Source organism: Janthinobacterium sp. GW823-FHT03B06 (assembly GCF_058796955.1).
In genome coordinates this window covers 15,511-30,976 of record NZ_JBXAJE010000013.1, presented here as the reverse complement: position 1 = coordinate 30,976, position 15,466 = coordinate 15,511, and the positions used below count along the sequence as shown (strand labels likewise).

Sequence of the window (15,466 nt, the reverse complement as noted above, 5' to 3'; positions counted from 1 at the left end):
GCCGTGATGGCGCATGATCTGGTGGTGAAATAGTAAAACAGGGAAATGCGCAAGGCCAGCGCAGGATGGACAGGTTCTCCCAGCGCGAGCCAGGCAACCCCGTCAGCGTCTATTTGAAAGCCGTGATGGCGCATGATCTGGTGGTGAAATAAAATACTAAAACAGAGAAATGCGCAAGGCCAGCGCAGGATGGACAGGTTCTCCCAGCGCGAACCAGGCGACCCCGTCAGCGTCTATTTGAAAGCCGTGATGGCGCATGATCTGGTGGTGAAATAGGCCACGGGGTCAGACCCGCCGGGTCTGACCCCAGATTGAAATGCGCAAAAAGTGCGCTGGGACAAATACTGGTGGAGTTCACAACTCAGCAGCCTTGTAAAGCGCTGCCGATCTGCTAGAGTTTAATTGCATCAACTACGTGCTGGAGCGCTGCTCCGGCACATTGAGCAACCCAGCGGACGGCCGTCCAACGGCGGCTGAAAGACCATGTTAATCACCTTCCTCGTTTTTCTCTTCATCGCCATCTTCGCCGCCATCATCGGCTTTGTCGCCTTTGAACTGGTCGAAGAAATGCGCGGCAGCCACCATAAGCTGATGGACCGCTATCACGAGTAGCGTTCACCTCGGCACTATCGCATGGCGCCAGCGACGGCCAACAGGACCGTCTCTCGCGCCATCCTTGTTTTTACGCTCCCGTCTTACGCCCCCGTATTACACTCCCGTCTTGAACTTCGTATAAATGCGCGTCATCAAGCGTCGGATATCGGCCGTGGTCGCTTCCGGCGCCGCCATGCGCTGCTTGTCGGCGTCCGACAGGAAGATGGCCTTGTTCTCGCCGATGTCCTTGCGTACATATTTGATGCTGGCCGGATTCGGATTCGCGTAAAAGACCTTGTTGCTCAGGCTGGCATGCACTTGCGGACGCAGGATGTAGTTGATGAACAGGTGCGCATTGTTCGGGTGCGGCGCGTCGGCGGGAATGGCCATGGTGTCGAACATCAGGGCGGCCGTCTTCGGCACCAGCACCTGGATCACGTTGCCATTCTTCGCGTCGATGGCGCGCTGGCGCGCGATATTGATGTCGCCCGACCAGCCCAGCGCGACGCAGACGGAACCGTTGGCCATGTCATTGATGTAGCCTGATGAGCTGAACAAGGTTACGTAGGGGCGGATCGCCTGCAGCACCTTGCCCGCTTCCTGGTAGTCGGCGGGCGTTTTCGAGTACGCGGGCTTGCCCAGGTATTGCAGGGCGGCCGGCAGCACTTCCGACGGCGAGTCGAGGAAGGACACGCCGCACGATTTCAGCTTGGCCGCGTATTTCGGATCGAAGATCAAATCCCAGGCATTGTCGGGCATGGGCATGCCGCCCAGCGCGGCCTTGACCTTGTTGACGTTGATGCCCACCGTCGTGTAGCCCCACAGCCAGTCGACCAGATAGTCGTTGTTCGGGTCGATCTTCGACAATTTCGCCTGCAGGTTCGGATCGAGGTTGCCCAGGTTGGTCAGCTTGCTCTTGTCGAGCTTGCGCAGCAGGCCCGCGTCGATCTGCAGCCGCGCCCACTGGGCCGTCGGCACGACGATGTCGTAGCCGGACTTGCCCGCCACCAGTTTCGCATTGAGGATTTCGTTATTGTCGAAAACGTCGTAGCGTACCTTGATGCCCGTTTCCTTCTCAAAATTCTTGATCGTATCGTCGCCGATATAGTCGGACCAGTTGTAGATGTTCAGGACCTTCTCTTCCTGGGCCTGCGCTTGGCCAGACAAGGCCAGCACGGCCGCCGCCAAGGTCAGTCCCAGTCCAATGCGCCGTCCTGCTTGCCATGTGTTTGCCATCGTACCGCCTCCGAAAATTAGTCAGAAAATAGTGACGATGATAGCAAGAAGGGCGGCATCAGGTCTAGCCTGATACCGCCCTGCCTGAGGACGTCTAACAAAACCTACTGCGCGTCGCGCTTTGCGGCCTGCGATGCTCACCGTACTAGAGTACGGTTGCGCTTCTCTGCCACAAATCACTGCCGCTCGCTACGGTTTTGTTAGACGTCGCAAATCGTCGCACATCTTCCTCACTGCAAATGCCGTAAAACTGGGGTCAGACCCGACGGGGGAAGCTGCCCCAATGGGGTAGCTTCCAATCCCGCAGGGACTGACCAGCCAACATTACACCTTGTCCAGCCCCACTTGCGCCCCTGTAAACACCAGGTTGCCGTTCTGGGCGTCGATGCGGATCTCGTCTTTCGGGCCGAAGCGGCCTTCGAGGATCAGCTTCGACAGCGGATTTTCGATCTGCTGCTGGATCGCCCGTTTCAACGGACGGGCGCCATACACCGGATCGTAGCCCGCTTCGGCGATCTGCTGCAGCGCGGCGTCCGTCAAGCTCAGCTGCATGTCCATGCGCGCCAGGCGTTCTTCGAGGATCTTCAGCTGGATCTTCGCGATCGCGCCGATGTTTTTCTCGTCGAGGCCGTGGAACACGACAATTTCGTCGATGCGGTTGACGAACTCGGGACGGAAGTGCGAGCGTACCTCGGCCATCACGGCCAGCTTCACGACACCGGGATCATCGCTTTCCATCGCCTGGATTTTATGCGAACCCAGGTTCGAGGTCATGATGATGACGGTATTCTTGAAGTCCACCGTGCGGCCCTGGCCGTCCGTCATGCGTCCATCGTCGAGCACTTGCAGCAGCACGTTGAAGACGTCGGCATGCGCCTTTTCCACTTCGTCGAGCAGGATCACGCTGTACGGCTTGCGGCGCACGGCTTCCGTCAGGTAGCCGCCTTCGTCGTAGCCCACGTAGCCGGGCGGCGCGCCGATCAGACGGGCCACGGAATGCTTCTCCATGAACTCGCTCATGTCGATGCGGATCATCGATTCTTCCGTATCGAACAGGAAGGTCGCCAGCGCCTTGCTCAGCTCGGTCTTACCCACGCCCGTCGGTCCCAGGAACATGAAGGAACCATAGGGACGGTTCGGATCGCTCAAGCCGGCGCGCGAGCGGCGGATGGCGTCAGCCACGGCCGTGATCGCTTCATCCTGGCCCACGACGCGTTCATGCAGCTTCTCTTCGATGTGCAGCAGCTTGTCGCGCTCGCCCTGCATCATGCGCGACACGGGAATCCCCGTCGCGCGCGACACCACTTCGGCGATTTCCTCGGCGCCCACTTCCGTGCGCAGCAATTTCGGCTGGTCGGGGTCGAGTTTCGGGATGCCGCTGTCAGCCTGCTTGAGCTGGGCTTCCAGCTGCGGCAACTTGCCATACTGCAGCTCCGACACTTTCTGCCAGTTGCTCTCGCGCGTGGCCTGCTCCATCTGCAGCTTGACCTGCTCGATCTCTTCCTTGATGTGCGTGCTGCCCTGCACCACGGCCTTTTCCGCCTTCAGGATTTCCTCGAAGTCATTGTATTCGCGCTGCAGCTTGACTATCTCTTCCTCGATCAGGCCCAGGCGGCGCAGCGATGCTTCGTCTTTTTCCTTCTTGACGGCTTCGCGCTCGATTTTCAGCTGGATCAAGCGGCGTTCCAGCTTGTCCATCACTTCCGGCTTCGAATCGATCTCGATCTTGATCTTCGCCGCCGCCTCGTCGATCAGGTCGATGGCCTTGTCGGGCAGGAAGCGGTCCGTGATGTAGCGGTGCGACAATTCCGCCGCGGCAATGATGGCCGCGTCCGTGATTTCCACCTTGTGATGCAGCGCGTACTTATCCTGCAAGCCGCGCAGGATGGCGATCGTCGCCTCCACGGTCGGCTCGTCGACGAGCACTTTCTGGAAGCGGCGTTCCAGCGCGGCATCCTTTTCGATGTATTTGCGGTATTCGTCGAGCGTGGTGGCGCCCACGCAGTGCAGCTCGCCGCGCGCCAGTGCCGGTTTGAGCATATTACCGGCATCCATCGCGCCGTCGGCCTTGCCCGCGCCCACCATGGTGTGCATCTCGTCGATGAAGACGATGGTTTGCCCTTCATCCATGGCCAGTTCCTTGAGCACGGACTTCAGGCGCTCTTCGAACTCGCCGCGGAACTTGGCACCGGCAACCAGGGCGGCCATGTCCAGCGCGAGCACGCGCTTGCCTTTCAGCGATTCAGGCACTTCGCCATTGACGATGCGCTGCGCCAGGCCTTCGACGATGGCCGTCTTGCCCACGCCCGGCTCGCCGATCAGCACGGGATTGTTCTTGCTGCGGCGCTGCAGGATCTGGATGGTGCGGCGGATTTCATCGTCGCGGCCGATCACGGGATCGAGCTTGCCCTTGCGCGCCCGCTCGGTCAGGTCCAAGGTGTATTTTTTCAAGGCTTCGCGCTGGCCTTCGGCTTCCTGCGAATCGACCTTGTTGCCGCCGCGTACGGCGTCGATGGCCGCCTCCAGCGCCTTGCGGGTCAGGCCGTTTTCGCGCGCCAGCTTGCCGCAGTCGGACTTGTCGTCCGTCATGGCCAGCAAGACCATTTCGCTGGACACGAACTGGTCGCCCGCCTTCTGCGATTCCTTGTCGGCCAGGTTCAGCAGGGCCACGAATTCGCGGCTGACCTGCACGTCGCCGCCCGTGCCGGACACCTTCGGCAAGCGTTCGATGGACGCGCCCAGGGCCTTGGACAGGCCGCCCACGTTGACGCCGGCACGCTGCAACAGCGAGCGGGCACCGCCGTCGTCCTGGTTCAACAGGGCCGTCAGCAGGTGGACTGGTTCAATATAGGGGTTGTCGTTGCCCACGGCCAAGCTTTGCGCGTCGGCCAGGGCTTCCTGTAACTTGGTAGTCAGTTTATCTTGTCGCATGAAAAGCGCTCCCGGTTAATTAGTTGTTAACCAAATTGGGGTGAGGCAGTACTTTTCAAGCATACACAAAGCAGAAAACTGATGCATTTTGGCAAATGCTACGGTGCGCGGCGCGTTCGCTTCAAATGGCGCTTGCTTTTGCGGCCCACTTGTCCAGGGCCGTCTCGTCGCTGTCGCGCGCATCGACCCAACGCGCCCCTTCGGGCGTGTCTTCCTTCTTCCAGAACGGCGCTTCCGTCTTCAGGTAGTCGATGATGAATTCACAGGCGGCAAACGCCTCGCCCCGGTGGGCGGACGACACGGCCACCAGCACGATCTGCTCCTGCGGCAGCAAGGGCCCCACGCGGTGGATCACCAGCGCGCCGGACAGGGGCCAGCGGCCCCGCGCCTGCTCCACGATGGCTGCAATGGACTTTTCCGTCATGCCCGGATAGTGCTCGAGCTCCATCGCGGCCACGTCCAGCCCTTCGTTCATGTCGCGCACCGTGCCGACGAAGCCGACGACGGCGCCCACCTTGGGGTTGCCTGCGCGCAATTGTGCAATTTCTTGACTCAAGTCAAAATCGGCTTGCTGGATGCGGACGGATGTACTCATTTCGCGTTGCCTCCGATGCGGCGCAGCAGGGTTTCGATGCGGCTGGCCGTGCGCGCATCGGTGACGGCGGCGATCGCGCACAGCTGCATCAGCTGCGACACTTGCGTGAGCGGCTTCTGGCCCGATTTGAGCGACGATTGCAGCACTTCCACCTGCATTTTCAGGCGGTCGCGGGCAAATTCGGCACCGCTGTCGACGCCGGCGACGATTTCCAGGCGCAGGACTTCACCGAGCAGGCGCTCCTGATTGGCCTGCAATTGCTGCACGTAGGCGGCGCTGCCCTCGCCCAGCGCGGCCTGAGCGGCGGCAAAGCGCTGCTGCAGGCTGCGTTCGTACTGGGCGTCGAGCGGCGGCAAGGCGCTCCAGCGCTCGCTCCACGCTTGCGCGTCGGCGCCGGCACCGCCATCGGCCAGTGCGGCTTCCAGCGATTGCACCAGGCGCAACTTGTCGCGCAGGGCGTTGGCCTGCGCGGCGCCAGCGCGTTCGGCGATCGCATCCGCCTGCGCTTGCACGCCGGCGACCGCGGCCTGGTAGCGCTGCTCGATCTTCGCTTCGCTGGCGCGCGGCACGGGGCCGGTGGCGTTCCAGGCGGCGCGCGTGTCGCGCAGCAAGTGGTTGATGAAGGCGCTGCGGGCCTTGTCGTCGCCCTCGGGCACGACGGCCGTTTCCAGCGCGGCGCACAGCGCTTCGCGCGCATGCAGGTGTTCGCGGCGCTCGTGGTCGGCCGCGTGGGCCGTTTCCTTGCGCCTGGCGAAGATATCGTCGCAGGCGGCACGGAAACGCTGCCACAGCGCCTGTTCCGCGCGGCGTTCCAGCGGCAGGGCCTTGGCCAGTTCCTGCCATTTATCCTGCAAGGCTTTGAGCATGTCGACCGTGTTGCGCTCCGATGGTTTGAGCAGGCCCACTTCGACGATCAGTTGCTCGCGGCGCGCCGTCTCGATCTGGCGCTGCGTGTCCAGCGGCTTGGACAGGGCGTCCAGCGCGGCGCCGAATTCCGTATCCAGGCGTTTCTTTTCCTTGCGGTCGATCGTGCCCAGACGCGTCCACGCCTGGCGCAAGCGCTGCGAGGCGGAAGCAACATGTTTCCAGTCGGTACTCTCTTCGGCCGCCAGGGCCGCCGTTTCCACGATCAGTTCCTGGGCCTTGGCTGCATTGCCGTGGCGCTCTTCCGCCAGTTGCTTGAAATGCTGGGCCGCGGGCGCATACGCCACGCTGCAGGCGGCGTCGAAACGCTCCCACAGCGATTTCGGTGCGGGGCCGGACAAGGTGTCGAGCGACTTCCAGCGCTCGCGCAGGCTGCCCACTTTCTTGGCCAGTTCGGTCATCGGCAATTGCTGCGCCGGCAATTCCTCGCCCGCCTTGACCAGTTCCTCGCGCGACACGTTGCCGCCCCAGCGCGCCCAGTCGGCCAGGCGCTTGAACTCGCCGCGCACATGGGCCAGGCGATCCGCTTGCGCAGGCGTCAAACGGCCGTGCTTGCTATCGCGCAAGGTCTTGTCATGTTCGGAAGCCACGTGCAACAAGCCATCCTGCAGCGCCGCTTCCATGGCGTCGAGCACCTTGAAGAACTGCTCCGTCGCTTCCTTCGACACGGGCGCGTGTTCCTGGCGCGGCTTGCGCGGCGCCGGTTCCGCATGCGCTGGCGCGTCCACGGCTGCGGCAGGGACGATCGGTGCCGGGGCGCTGGCCAGCAGGGCCGCAAATTGCTGCTGCAGGCTGTCGGACAATGGCGACTCGGGCAGGCGCGGCAAGGCTTGCCACGCGCGTTTCAAGGTGTCTGCATCGAGCGTAGCGGCGTCCTGCGCCTGCCATGCGGCCAGAGCAAGCTGGCGCGCGTCGAACACGGCCTGGTGCTGCTGCAGCGCCTGCAAGGCGGACTGCGCCTGCTCGCGCGCCTGGATGAAATCGCTCTCCAGGTGTTTTGGCAAGGAAGCGCGTTCGGGCGATTGCGCATGCTGCGCATGTTCCGCGTCGAGGCGGGCCAGCGCCTGGGCCAGCTCGCCGGCGGACTGGCCACTGGCAGCCAAGGCGCGCGCGGCGGCGACGGTGTCGATCACGGCGCGCTGCAACACCACTTGCGCTTCCAGGCGGGCGGCCAGCGCGGCGCGCGCGGCGGCAAAGGCGCTCTCCAGCTCGGGCGTGGCTTTGATGACTTGCCATTGGCGGTCCAGCTCGGCTACCTGGTTCGGGCTCAGCTTGTCATCGCTCAACAGGCGCTGGGCCGTGGCGATGCTGGCCTGGGCGCGTTGCGTCTCGGCAGCCTGATGACGAATCAGGTCGATGCGGCCCTGCATCAGCTTGGCAACGCGGCGGTCCGTGTTGCGCATGGCATGGTGGACTTTTTCCAGCAGGGGCAAGCTATGGACGTGTTCGGCCGCGATCAGGCGGGCATCGGCAAATTCGCTGGACACGATGAATTCACAGGCGGCGGCTTCGTCGCCCGCCACGGCATGGGCACGCGCAACCTGTTCGGCGCGGCGCGATGCGCTCTGCGCCGAGGCGGCGGCCTGTTCTGCCACGACAGGATCGGGGACGGCAGTCTTGCTGGCAGAACGCTTGAAGAGAAATTCGAACATGACGGGTTTCGCGTGGATCAAAACCACCATCATAACAAAGCCCGGGGTATTGCATCGGACAGGGCTGAACAAGTTATCAAATGACTAAAATGAATCTTTTCCCTATGACGGCGCCATGTGCCCGGCGATAAAACCACCCTGGCACAGGCGGGCCTGCCGGGGTGTGCGCTCGCTACCCGTTCAAGCCTGCGCGCGCAGCGGCGGTGACGTTGCAAGCTGCGCCGCCGCGCCGCCGGCCTCGGCGTTTTTCCCGCCGGTGGCAGGCTTGCCCGGCGCCGGCAAGGATGTCGGCAAAGGCGCCGGCAAAACAAAGGGCAGCACCTGCGCCTTGCCACGGCGCGCCTCCTGCGCGCGCGCGTCGTGGGCGAGGAACTGGTAGGCGATGGCAAACCACGCTTCGCCCACGATGACCTTGCGCGCCAGCGCGAACAGTTCGCGCTCTTCTTTTTCCAGGCGCTGCAGCAAGGCCGCGCAAAAGGCGTCGATGGCGGCGCACAGCTGCTCGGCCTGCAATTCGGAATGGTCGATGGCGGCGCCCGCGCGCTGCTGCACCGCATTGATGCTTTCCAGCGCCACGTGGTTCAAGCCATTGATTTCATTGAGCAAGCCGTCGGCATGCGGTGCGGCCTGGCGAATGGCGGGCACCAGATACATTTCCACCTTGCGCCAGTAGCCGCCCTGGTACAGCCGGCTCAGCCAGTCGCCCGCATACTGCAGCTGCGCCAGGCTGAGTCTGCTCTGGTGACGCAGCTGCACATGCATGTACTTCTGAAAGGCCAGCAGGCTCATGCGGATGCTGGCCTGTTCCACCGACAGGGAAACCAATATATATGTTGCCGTAAGCATGCACTCACTCCCGAAAATGCGCTGGATGTCTGATCCTGGAAGTGAAAGTGTAAAGACTACCGACAGCGATGGGCTTGATCCTGCACAAACCCGCAGCGGGCCGCCGCGCTTTCTTTTACGGCGCGCGCAAGCCGATATGCAGGTTGACGACGCCGGGCTCTTCCGATGGCGTGACTTCGCCGCCAAAGCTTTTCACCAGCCGCTGCATGCCCTTGTTGCGCGCCATCGCCTCGCCCACCAGCGCTTCCGTGCCCCGGCTGCGGAAGTAGTCGACGAGCTTCTCGAACAGGATGTGGCCCAGGCCCTTGCCCTTCAGGGCCGAACGCACGGCGATGGCGAAATCGGCGTGGATATTGTCCGGGTCGGCCACGGCGCGCACCACGCCCAGGGTTTCCGGCTTGCCGTCCGGCCCCGTGTGCGTGGCGATGAAGGCCATGGCGCGGTCGTAATCGATCTGCGTCAGGCGCGCCAGCTGCGACACGGGCAGCTCGCGCATGGAGGTAAAAAAGCGCAGGCGCACGTCGTCCGGGTCCAGCGCGTGGAACAGATCCATGTGCTGCGGCGCATCCTCGGGGCGGATGGGGCGCAGCAGAATCGATTGATCCATCCACGTCACCTGCTCTTCCAGCTCCTGCGGATACGGGCGGATGGCCAGGCGGTCGCGCTGCTGGCCCGGCTGCAAGCGGATACGCGCGTCGAGGGCGATCACGCCGTCCGCGTCGGCCACCAGCGGGTTGATGTCGAGTTCGGCCAGCTCGCCGATGTCGGCCACCAGCTCGGCCACCTGGATCAGCGTGTAGCAGATGGCGTCGATGTCGGCCGGCGGCTGGTTGCGGTAGCCGGCCAGCAGCTTCGACACGCGCGTGCGCGCCAGCATGTCGCGCGCCAGCACCATGTTCAGCGGCGGCAGGCCGATCGCGTGGTCGGCCGTCACCTCCACGGCGATGCCGCCCTGCCCCACCAGGATCACGGGGCCGAAGGCGGCGTCCGTGGTGACGCCGACGATCAATTCATGCGATTGCGGCCGGCGCGCCATCTGCTGCACCGTAAAACCGTCGATCAGCGCGTCGGGCCGCATGCGGCGCACGCGCTTGAGCATGGCGGCGGCGGCCGTGCGCAGGATGTCGGGCGTGTCGAGGTCGAGCGCCACGCCGCCCACGTCGGATTTATGGGCGATGTCGGGCGAATGGATTTTCAGCGCGACGGGATAGCCGATGTCGGCCGCCACGGCCAGCGCCTCTTCCACGTCGGCCGCCATGCGCGTGGTCGCGACGGGAATGCCGTAGGCGGCCAAAATCTCCTTCGAGCGGCATTCGCCCAGCACCGTCTGGCCGGCCGCCAGCGCGGCGGCGACGATTTCGCGCACCCTCGCGCGGCGCGGCGTGGCCGACATGGGCAGCTGCGCCGGCACCTGCATCAGGGTTTCCTGGTTGCGCCGGTACTGCACGATCTGCATGAAGCCATGCACGGCCTTTTCCGGCGTGTCATAGGTGGGAATGCCGGCGCGATTGAAAACCTGGCGCGCGGGCGCCACGGTGGTGCCGCCCAGCAGGCACGACAGCACCGTGCGCGAGGTGGCCTTGATCAGCGGCGTGACGGCTTCGGCGATATCGATCGACGAGACCATGGCCGTGGGTGCGTGCAGCAGCAGCAAGGCGTCCGCCTGCGGCTCGTCGAGCAGGGGCTTGATGGCGTCGGCATAGCGCTGGACGGCCGCGTCGCCGGGCAAGCCGACGGGGTTGTCGTGCGACCACCCGCGTGGCAGCGCCTTTTCCAGCGCGATCACGGTGTCCGGCGACAGCTCGGCCAGCTTGCCGCCGCTGCTCACCAGCGCATCGGTGGCCATCACGCCCAGGCCGCCGCCGTTGCACAAAATCGCCAGGCGCTCGCCGCGCTGCGAGCGGATGTGCGTGAGCGTTTCCACGGCGTCGAACAGTTCTTCGGCCGAATACACGCGCAGCATGCCGGCGCGGCGGATGGCCGCGTCGTAGACGGCGTCGGAACCGGCCAGCGCGCCCGTATGCCAGGCCGCCATGGCCGCGCCTTCCGCCTCGCGCCCCGCCTTCAGCACGATGACGGGCTTGCTGCGCGCGGCCGCCCGCGCCGCCGACATGAATTTGCGCGCCGCCTGGATATCTTCCATGTACAGCAGGATGGCGGCCGTGTCGATGTCGCCGGCCAGGTAGTCGAGCAGGTCGCCAAAATCGATGTCGTAGCTGGCGCCGAGCGAAATGAACTTGGAAAAGCCCACGCCATGCGCGTTGGCCCAATCGAGCACGCCCGACACCAGCGCGCCCGATTGCGAGACGAAGGCGATCTTGCCGCTCGTCGCGCCGACGTGGGCGAAGCTGGCGTTCAAGCCCAGTTTGGGCACCAGCAACCCCATGCTGTTGGGGCCGAGGATGCGCAGCAAATGCGGCTTGGCCGCCTTCAGCATGGCCAGGCGCAGCGACTGCTCGCGCACGGGATCGAGGCCCGACGTCATGACGATGGCGGCGCGCGTGCCCAGCGCGCCCAGTTCGCGGATCAGCGCCGTGATGGTGGCGGGCGGCGTGCAGATGATGGCCAGGTCCGGCGCCTTGGGCAGGTGCGCCAGCTTGCGGTAGCATTTCAGGCCCATCAGCTCGTCGTACTTGGGGTTGACGGGCCAAATCTCTCCCTGGTAGCCGCCGCCCAGCAGGTTGTACAGGGCGATGGCGCCCAGCTTGCGTTCGCGCGCCGTGGCGCCGATCAGGGCCACCGAGGCCGGCTTGAACAGCTTGTCGAGATTACGGATACTCATGTTCTGGCCTCATGGATTGCCGGAGCGGGATGCCGGAGCGGCTGCGCCAGTGTATAGGATGCGTTGCCAAAAAAACTTGACCTTGTCACGCGTTTCGCAAAAAAATAGTGCCTCTACCAGCGCGAGCGGTGGCTTTCCGTCACGCCCGCCAGCTGCGCCACGATGCGCTTGGGCGAGTCCGCGCTGGTGCGCACCCAGCCGCTGAACGTGCCGATGGGCTGGATGTAGCGGCTGGCGGCGATCCACAGGTTTTTATCCTCGCGCCGCGCCCCTTCCGGCTTGAAGTGCAGGTCCAGCAGATCGTCGTCCGTCCATACGTGCCACGGCGCCAGCGGGTTGTCGGGATTGAAGTCGAAATGCGCGCGGCCCAGCGGATACAGCTGGCCATCGAGCCACAGCGCGTTTTCATGCGCGCCGAAATAGCCGGCCTGCAGGTTGAACCCGAGGTCCAGGCTGTGCGCCGAAGCCCAGCGCCATTCCGTCTCGCGCGCCAGCAAGCCGTTCGAATAATCGAAGCTGGCCACGCCGTCGTCCAGGCTGTAGCCGACGGCGCCGCAGCGCACGCTGCCCCACAAGGGCAAGCCGCCCGATTTTTGCGTCGCATGCACGCTGCCGCCCTCGCCCACGGGGCCGATAGCCAGCAAGGTGGGCGCCACGGGCGGGCCGCATTCCGCGTCGATGCCGAAATGGCCGCAATCGAGCCGCAAGCGGTAGCGCTGCTGCGGCTGCGCCTCGATGCTGATTTTCTGCGACAAAAAACGGAAACGGCTGGAAGCACCCGCATGCGGCGCCAGCGTGGCGCACAGGCCGGGAATGCCATCCTGCGAAAAACTGGCCACGATCTTGCCCTTGTGGCGGTCGAAGGCATAGGCGAAGGCCGTGCTGGTCCAGCCCAGGTCGACGATGGCCACGCCGCAGAACACGGCCGGCGTCGACAGGGCCACGTAATGCCAGCGCTTGTGGTGGAACAGGCGCCAGAGGGCGCCCCGTGCATGCGGCGGCGCCAGCGCGGCCCAGTCGAAAGCGTCCAGCTGGCCCGTGTAGCGGCCGAAACATGGCTGGCCACCGGCGGCGAGCAGGGATGACGGCGCGGGCGGCAGCATCATGCGGCCTGCCTTGCGGCAGCGCCGCCGTCGTGCAGGGCGGCGGCCAGCAGCGCACCGAAGGCGGCCGGCTGCGCCTGGGCTATCTCGACCTGCGGGCAGGCATGCCAGAGCGCCAGGCGCCGCACGGCGCCGGCCACGTCCTGCACCAGGCGGGGGCTGACGCGCACGCCCTCTTCCAGCGCCAGCGACTTGATCTCGAAGCGCCCCTGAGCGCGGTGCGCCTTGGCGTCCAGGCGTCCCACGAGCGCGCCGCGCCGCAAGATCGGCAACGTGAAGTAGCCATAGCGGCGTTTTTCAGCGGGCGTGTAGCATTCGAGCCGGTAGTCGAAGTCGAACAGTTCCAGCGCGCGGCGCCGGTCCCAGACGACGGGGTCGAACGGCGACAGGATCGTCGTCAAGGTGGGCGCCAGCTTGCCGGCGGCGGCCGCGCGCAGCAACTCCCCATGCTCGGCATGCACGTAGACGGCGTCGCTCCAGCCGGCCAACGCGCAGCGCAGCAGCGCGCCCTCGTCGACCAGCGCCTGCAGATCGTGCGCCAGGCTGGCGCGCGGCTGTTTGGTGCGGAAATAGTCGCTGATCCAGCCGGCCCGCGCCAGGCCCAGCGCCTTCACGCTGGCCAGCAGCAAACGGCGACGCACCTGGTCCTCGGGCGGCAGCAAGCCGTCGTGCCAGCCAGGCAGCACCCGTTCGGCCAGGTCGTAATAGCGCTGGAACTGATGCCGCTTGGCGATCATCAGCACGCCCGACGTAAACAGCACTTCAAGCGAGCGCTTTTCCGGCTTCCAGCTCCACCAGCCGCCCGCCTGGCCATCCGTGCGCTCAAAATCGGCCGAGCGCGCGGCGCCGTTGACGCGGATATGGTCGAGCACCGAAGCGACGGCGTCGCCCTGCTCGGCCATCCATTTGACGGAATACTTCCAGCCCATGGCGGCCGGATCCAGCATGCGGTGGCGGTACAAGCCATAGTCTTCGATGGGCACGAAGCACGCCTCATGCGCCCAGTATTCGAACAGCGCGCCCTCGGCCAGCAATTGCTCGAGCCACGGCTGCGGATAGTCGCCCAGCCGGCTCCACAGCACCAGGTAGGGGCTGCGCGCCACCACGTGGATGGTGTCGATCTGCAGCACGCCCATCTGGCGGATGGCGGCCAGCACGTCGGCCTTCACGGCTTTTTTACGCCGCGCCTGCAGCAAGCCCTGCGCGGCCAGGTGCAGGGCGCGCGCGGCGGCCAGCGAGAGCGGGGGGAGGTCGGAAGGCGGGTGCTTGTCTGGTCTGTGCATAACAGAAAGATACCGCATTCCGGACGCGCCTTGTGCGTTTTATCGCTATCGGATCGCGCAGCCGGCAGCCACGCTATGCGGCGGGAAACACCAGCGTCACCGCCAGCCCCCTGCCCTGCAAGCCGGCGCCCAGCACGATGGCCGCGCCATGCCGCTCGGCGATGCGCCGCACGATGGACAGTCCCAGCCCGCTGCCGGGCAGCTGCGTCGCACTTTCCACCTGCCCCAGGCGCACAAAACGTTCGAACGCGCGCTCATGCATGTCTTCCGCGATGCCCGGTCCCGTATCGGCCACGCGCACATAGCTGCGTCCCGCTTCCACGCCGCAGCTGATCTCGACGGCGCCCGGCGCCGGCGTGTAGCGCAGCGCATTGTCGACCAGGTTACGCAGCAGCATCTGCAGGCTGTCCGCATGCAGCGCGCACGGTGCCGGCGCAAGGTTCACGGCCAGCGACAGCCGGTACGGCGCGGCCAGCGCCTGCCACTGCGCGGCCTGCTGCGCCAGCAGCTGCGCCAGGTCGCCCGGCGCCAGCGCCACCTGGGCTTGCGCCTGCGGATCGAGCCGGGCCAGCGCCAGCAGCTGGTTGACGAGGCGCGTGGCGCGCTCCACGCTGGCACCCAGGGCGGCGATGAATTCCTCGCGCTCGTCCGCGCTGCGGGCCCGCTGCAGCACTTGCAGATTCGTCTTGATGGCGGCCAGCGGCGTGCGCAGTTCGTGCGCCGCATCGGCCGTGAAGCGCTGTTCGTTGTCGCGGCTGTGCCGCACCCTGCCGAACAGGCGGTTAATTTCCAGCAGCAGCGGATGCAGTTCGTCCGGCGCGCCAGCGAGCCCGACGTCGGCCAGTTCATCGGGCGTACGCGCCGACACTTCATCGGCGCACGCTTGCAGCACGCGAAACACGCGGTGGACGGCCCACCAGATGGCGACGGTGGCCAGCGCCACCAGCAGCAGGCCGAACAGCGCAACGCGGTAAAAGAAGCCGCGGCTGATGTCGTCGCGGTGGCTGGTCGGTTCGGCCACCAGCAGTTGCAAAGTGCGCTGCGGGTCCCACAGCGAGAACAGACGCCAGCGCTGGCCGCCTATCGTGGTCCACGACAGGCCATCGGGCGCACTGCGCGACAGGGCGATGTCGGACGCCGCATCGTTGCGGTACAGCACGCGCTGCTGCGCGTCGCGCACCTTGAACAGCAAATACTGGTGGGGATTGTGCTGGCCGCGCAGGGGCAGGTCGATGGGCCCCGTCAAGCCGTGTTCGCGCGCCTCCTTTGCCACCAGCGACAGCAGCAGATGCCCCGTCTCGGTCAGCGACTGGTCGAACAATTCCTGGCTTTCGCGGCGCGCTTCCACATACACGATGGCGGCGCTGCCCACCCACAGGGCCAGGGTCAGGCCCAGCAGCACGGCCAGCAGGGTGCGCCGCAGCGACCAGGTTTGCACGCCGCGGCCGGCAGTTAAGAATCTCTTAAGAACTTCTGCGCAAGATCCGGAGCGAAATATTTTCTGGGTAGCCATGGCCGCA

Annotated in this window: 10 protein-coding genes; 1 reads left to right on the top strand and 9 read right to left on the bottom strand. The window is 65.2% G+C overall.

Annotated features, from left to right (window positions below; genetic code table 11):
• Positions 1 to 483: 483 nt before the first annotated feature.
• A complete protein-coding gene (locus AC1RBA_RS27210) occupies positions 484 to 612 on the top strand; it encodes a hypothetical protein (protein ID WP_256267160.1) in 129 nt (42 codons plus the stop codon).
• Positions 613 to 708: 96 nt separating this feature from the next.
• Here the strand turns inward: AC1RBA_RS27210 and AC1RBA_RS27205 are convergent, their stop codons facing one another.
• The 9 genes from AC1RBA_RS27205 to AC1RBA_RS27165 all read right to left on the bottom strand — a co-directional run bounded on the left by AC1RBA_RS27205 (position 709) and on the right by AC1RBA_RS27165 (position 15,384).
• The gene (locus tag AC1RBA_RS27205) at positions 709 to 1,830 is read right to left on the bottom strand and encodes a polyamine ABC transporter substrate-binding protein (protein WP_492420486.1); all 1,122 of its coding nucleotides are present in this window, start codon (positions 1,828 to 1,830) and stop codon (positions 709 to 711) included.
• Between the two features lie 324 nt (positions 1,831 to 2,154).
• Entirely contained in the window at positions 2,155 to 4,761 is a 2,607-nt protein-coding gene (gene clpB / locus AC1RBA_RS27200) for an ATP-dependent chaperone ClpB (protein ID WP_070221393.1), read from the bottom strand.
• A 121-nt stretch (positions 4,762 to 4,882) separates the two neighbouring features.
• A complete protein-coding gene (gene moaE, locus AC1RBA_RS27195; RefSeq protein ID WP_070290768.1) occupies positions 4,883 to 5,356 on the bottom strand; it encodes a molybdopterin synthase catalytic subunit MoaE in 474 nt (157 codons plus the stop codon).
• Positions 5,353 to 7,932 carry a DUF349 domain-containing protein gene (locus AC1RBA_RS27190; RefSeq protein WP_492420483.1) on the bottom strand — a complete coding sequence of 860 codons (2,580 nt, stop codon included), beginning with the start codon at positions 7,930 to 7,932 and terminating at the stop codon, positions 5,353 to 5,355. The genes moaE and AC1RBA_RS27190 overlap by 4 nt, the downstream gene beginning before the upstream one ends.
• Positions 7,933 to 8,112: 180 nt before the next feature.
• Positions 8,113 to 8,778, bottom strand: a complete 666-nt coding sequence (locus tag AC1RBA_RS27185; protein WP_492420481.1) for a hypothetical protein — start codon at positions 8,776 to 8,778, stop codon at positions 8,113 to 8,115.
• A gap of 115 nt (positions 8,779 to 8,893) precedes the next feature.
• Positions 8,894 to 11,560 (bottom strand): bifunctional acetate--CoA ligase family protein/GNAT family N-acetyltransferase, encoded by a 2,667-nt coding sequence (locus tag AC1RBA_RS27180; protein WP_070221396.1) that lies wholly within the window; start codon positions 11,558 to 11,560, stop codon positions 8,894 to 8,896.
• A gap of 113 nt (positions 11,561 to 11,673) precedes the next feature.
• Positions 11,674 to 12,666: a DUF2804 domain-containing protein gene (locus tag AC1RBA_RS27175; protein ID WP_070290765.1), complete on the bottom strand. Its 993-nt coding sequence runs from the start codon at positions 12,664 to 12,666 to the stop codon at positions 11,674 to 11,676.
• Positions 12,663 to 13,946: a winged helix-turn-helix domain-containing protein gene (locus AC1RBA_RS27170; protein ID WP_492420479.1), complete on the bottom strand. Its 1,284-nt coding sequence runs from the start codon at positions 13,944 to 13,946 to the stop codon at positions 12,663 to 12,665. The genes AC1RBA_RS27175 and AC1RBA_RS27170 overlap by 4 nt, the downstream gene beginning before the upstream one ends.
• Before the next feature lie 73 nt (positions 13,947 to 14,019).
• Positions 14,020 to 15,384, bottom strand: coding sequence for a sensor histidine kinase (locus tag AC1RBA_RS27165; RefSeq protein ID WP_492420477.1), 1,365 nt, complete (start codon positions 15,382 to 15,384; stop codon positions 14,020 to 14,022).
• Positions 15,385 to 15,466: the final 82 nt, after the last annotated feature.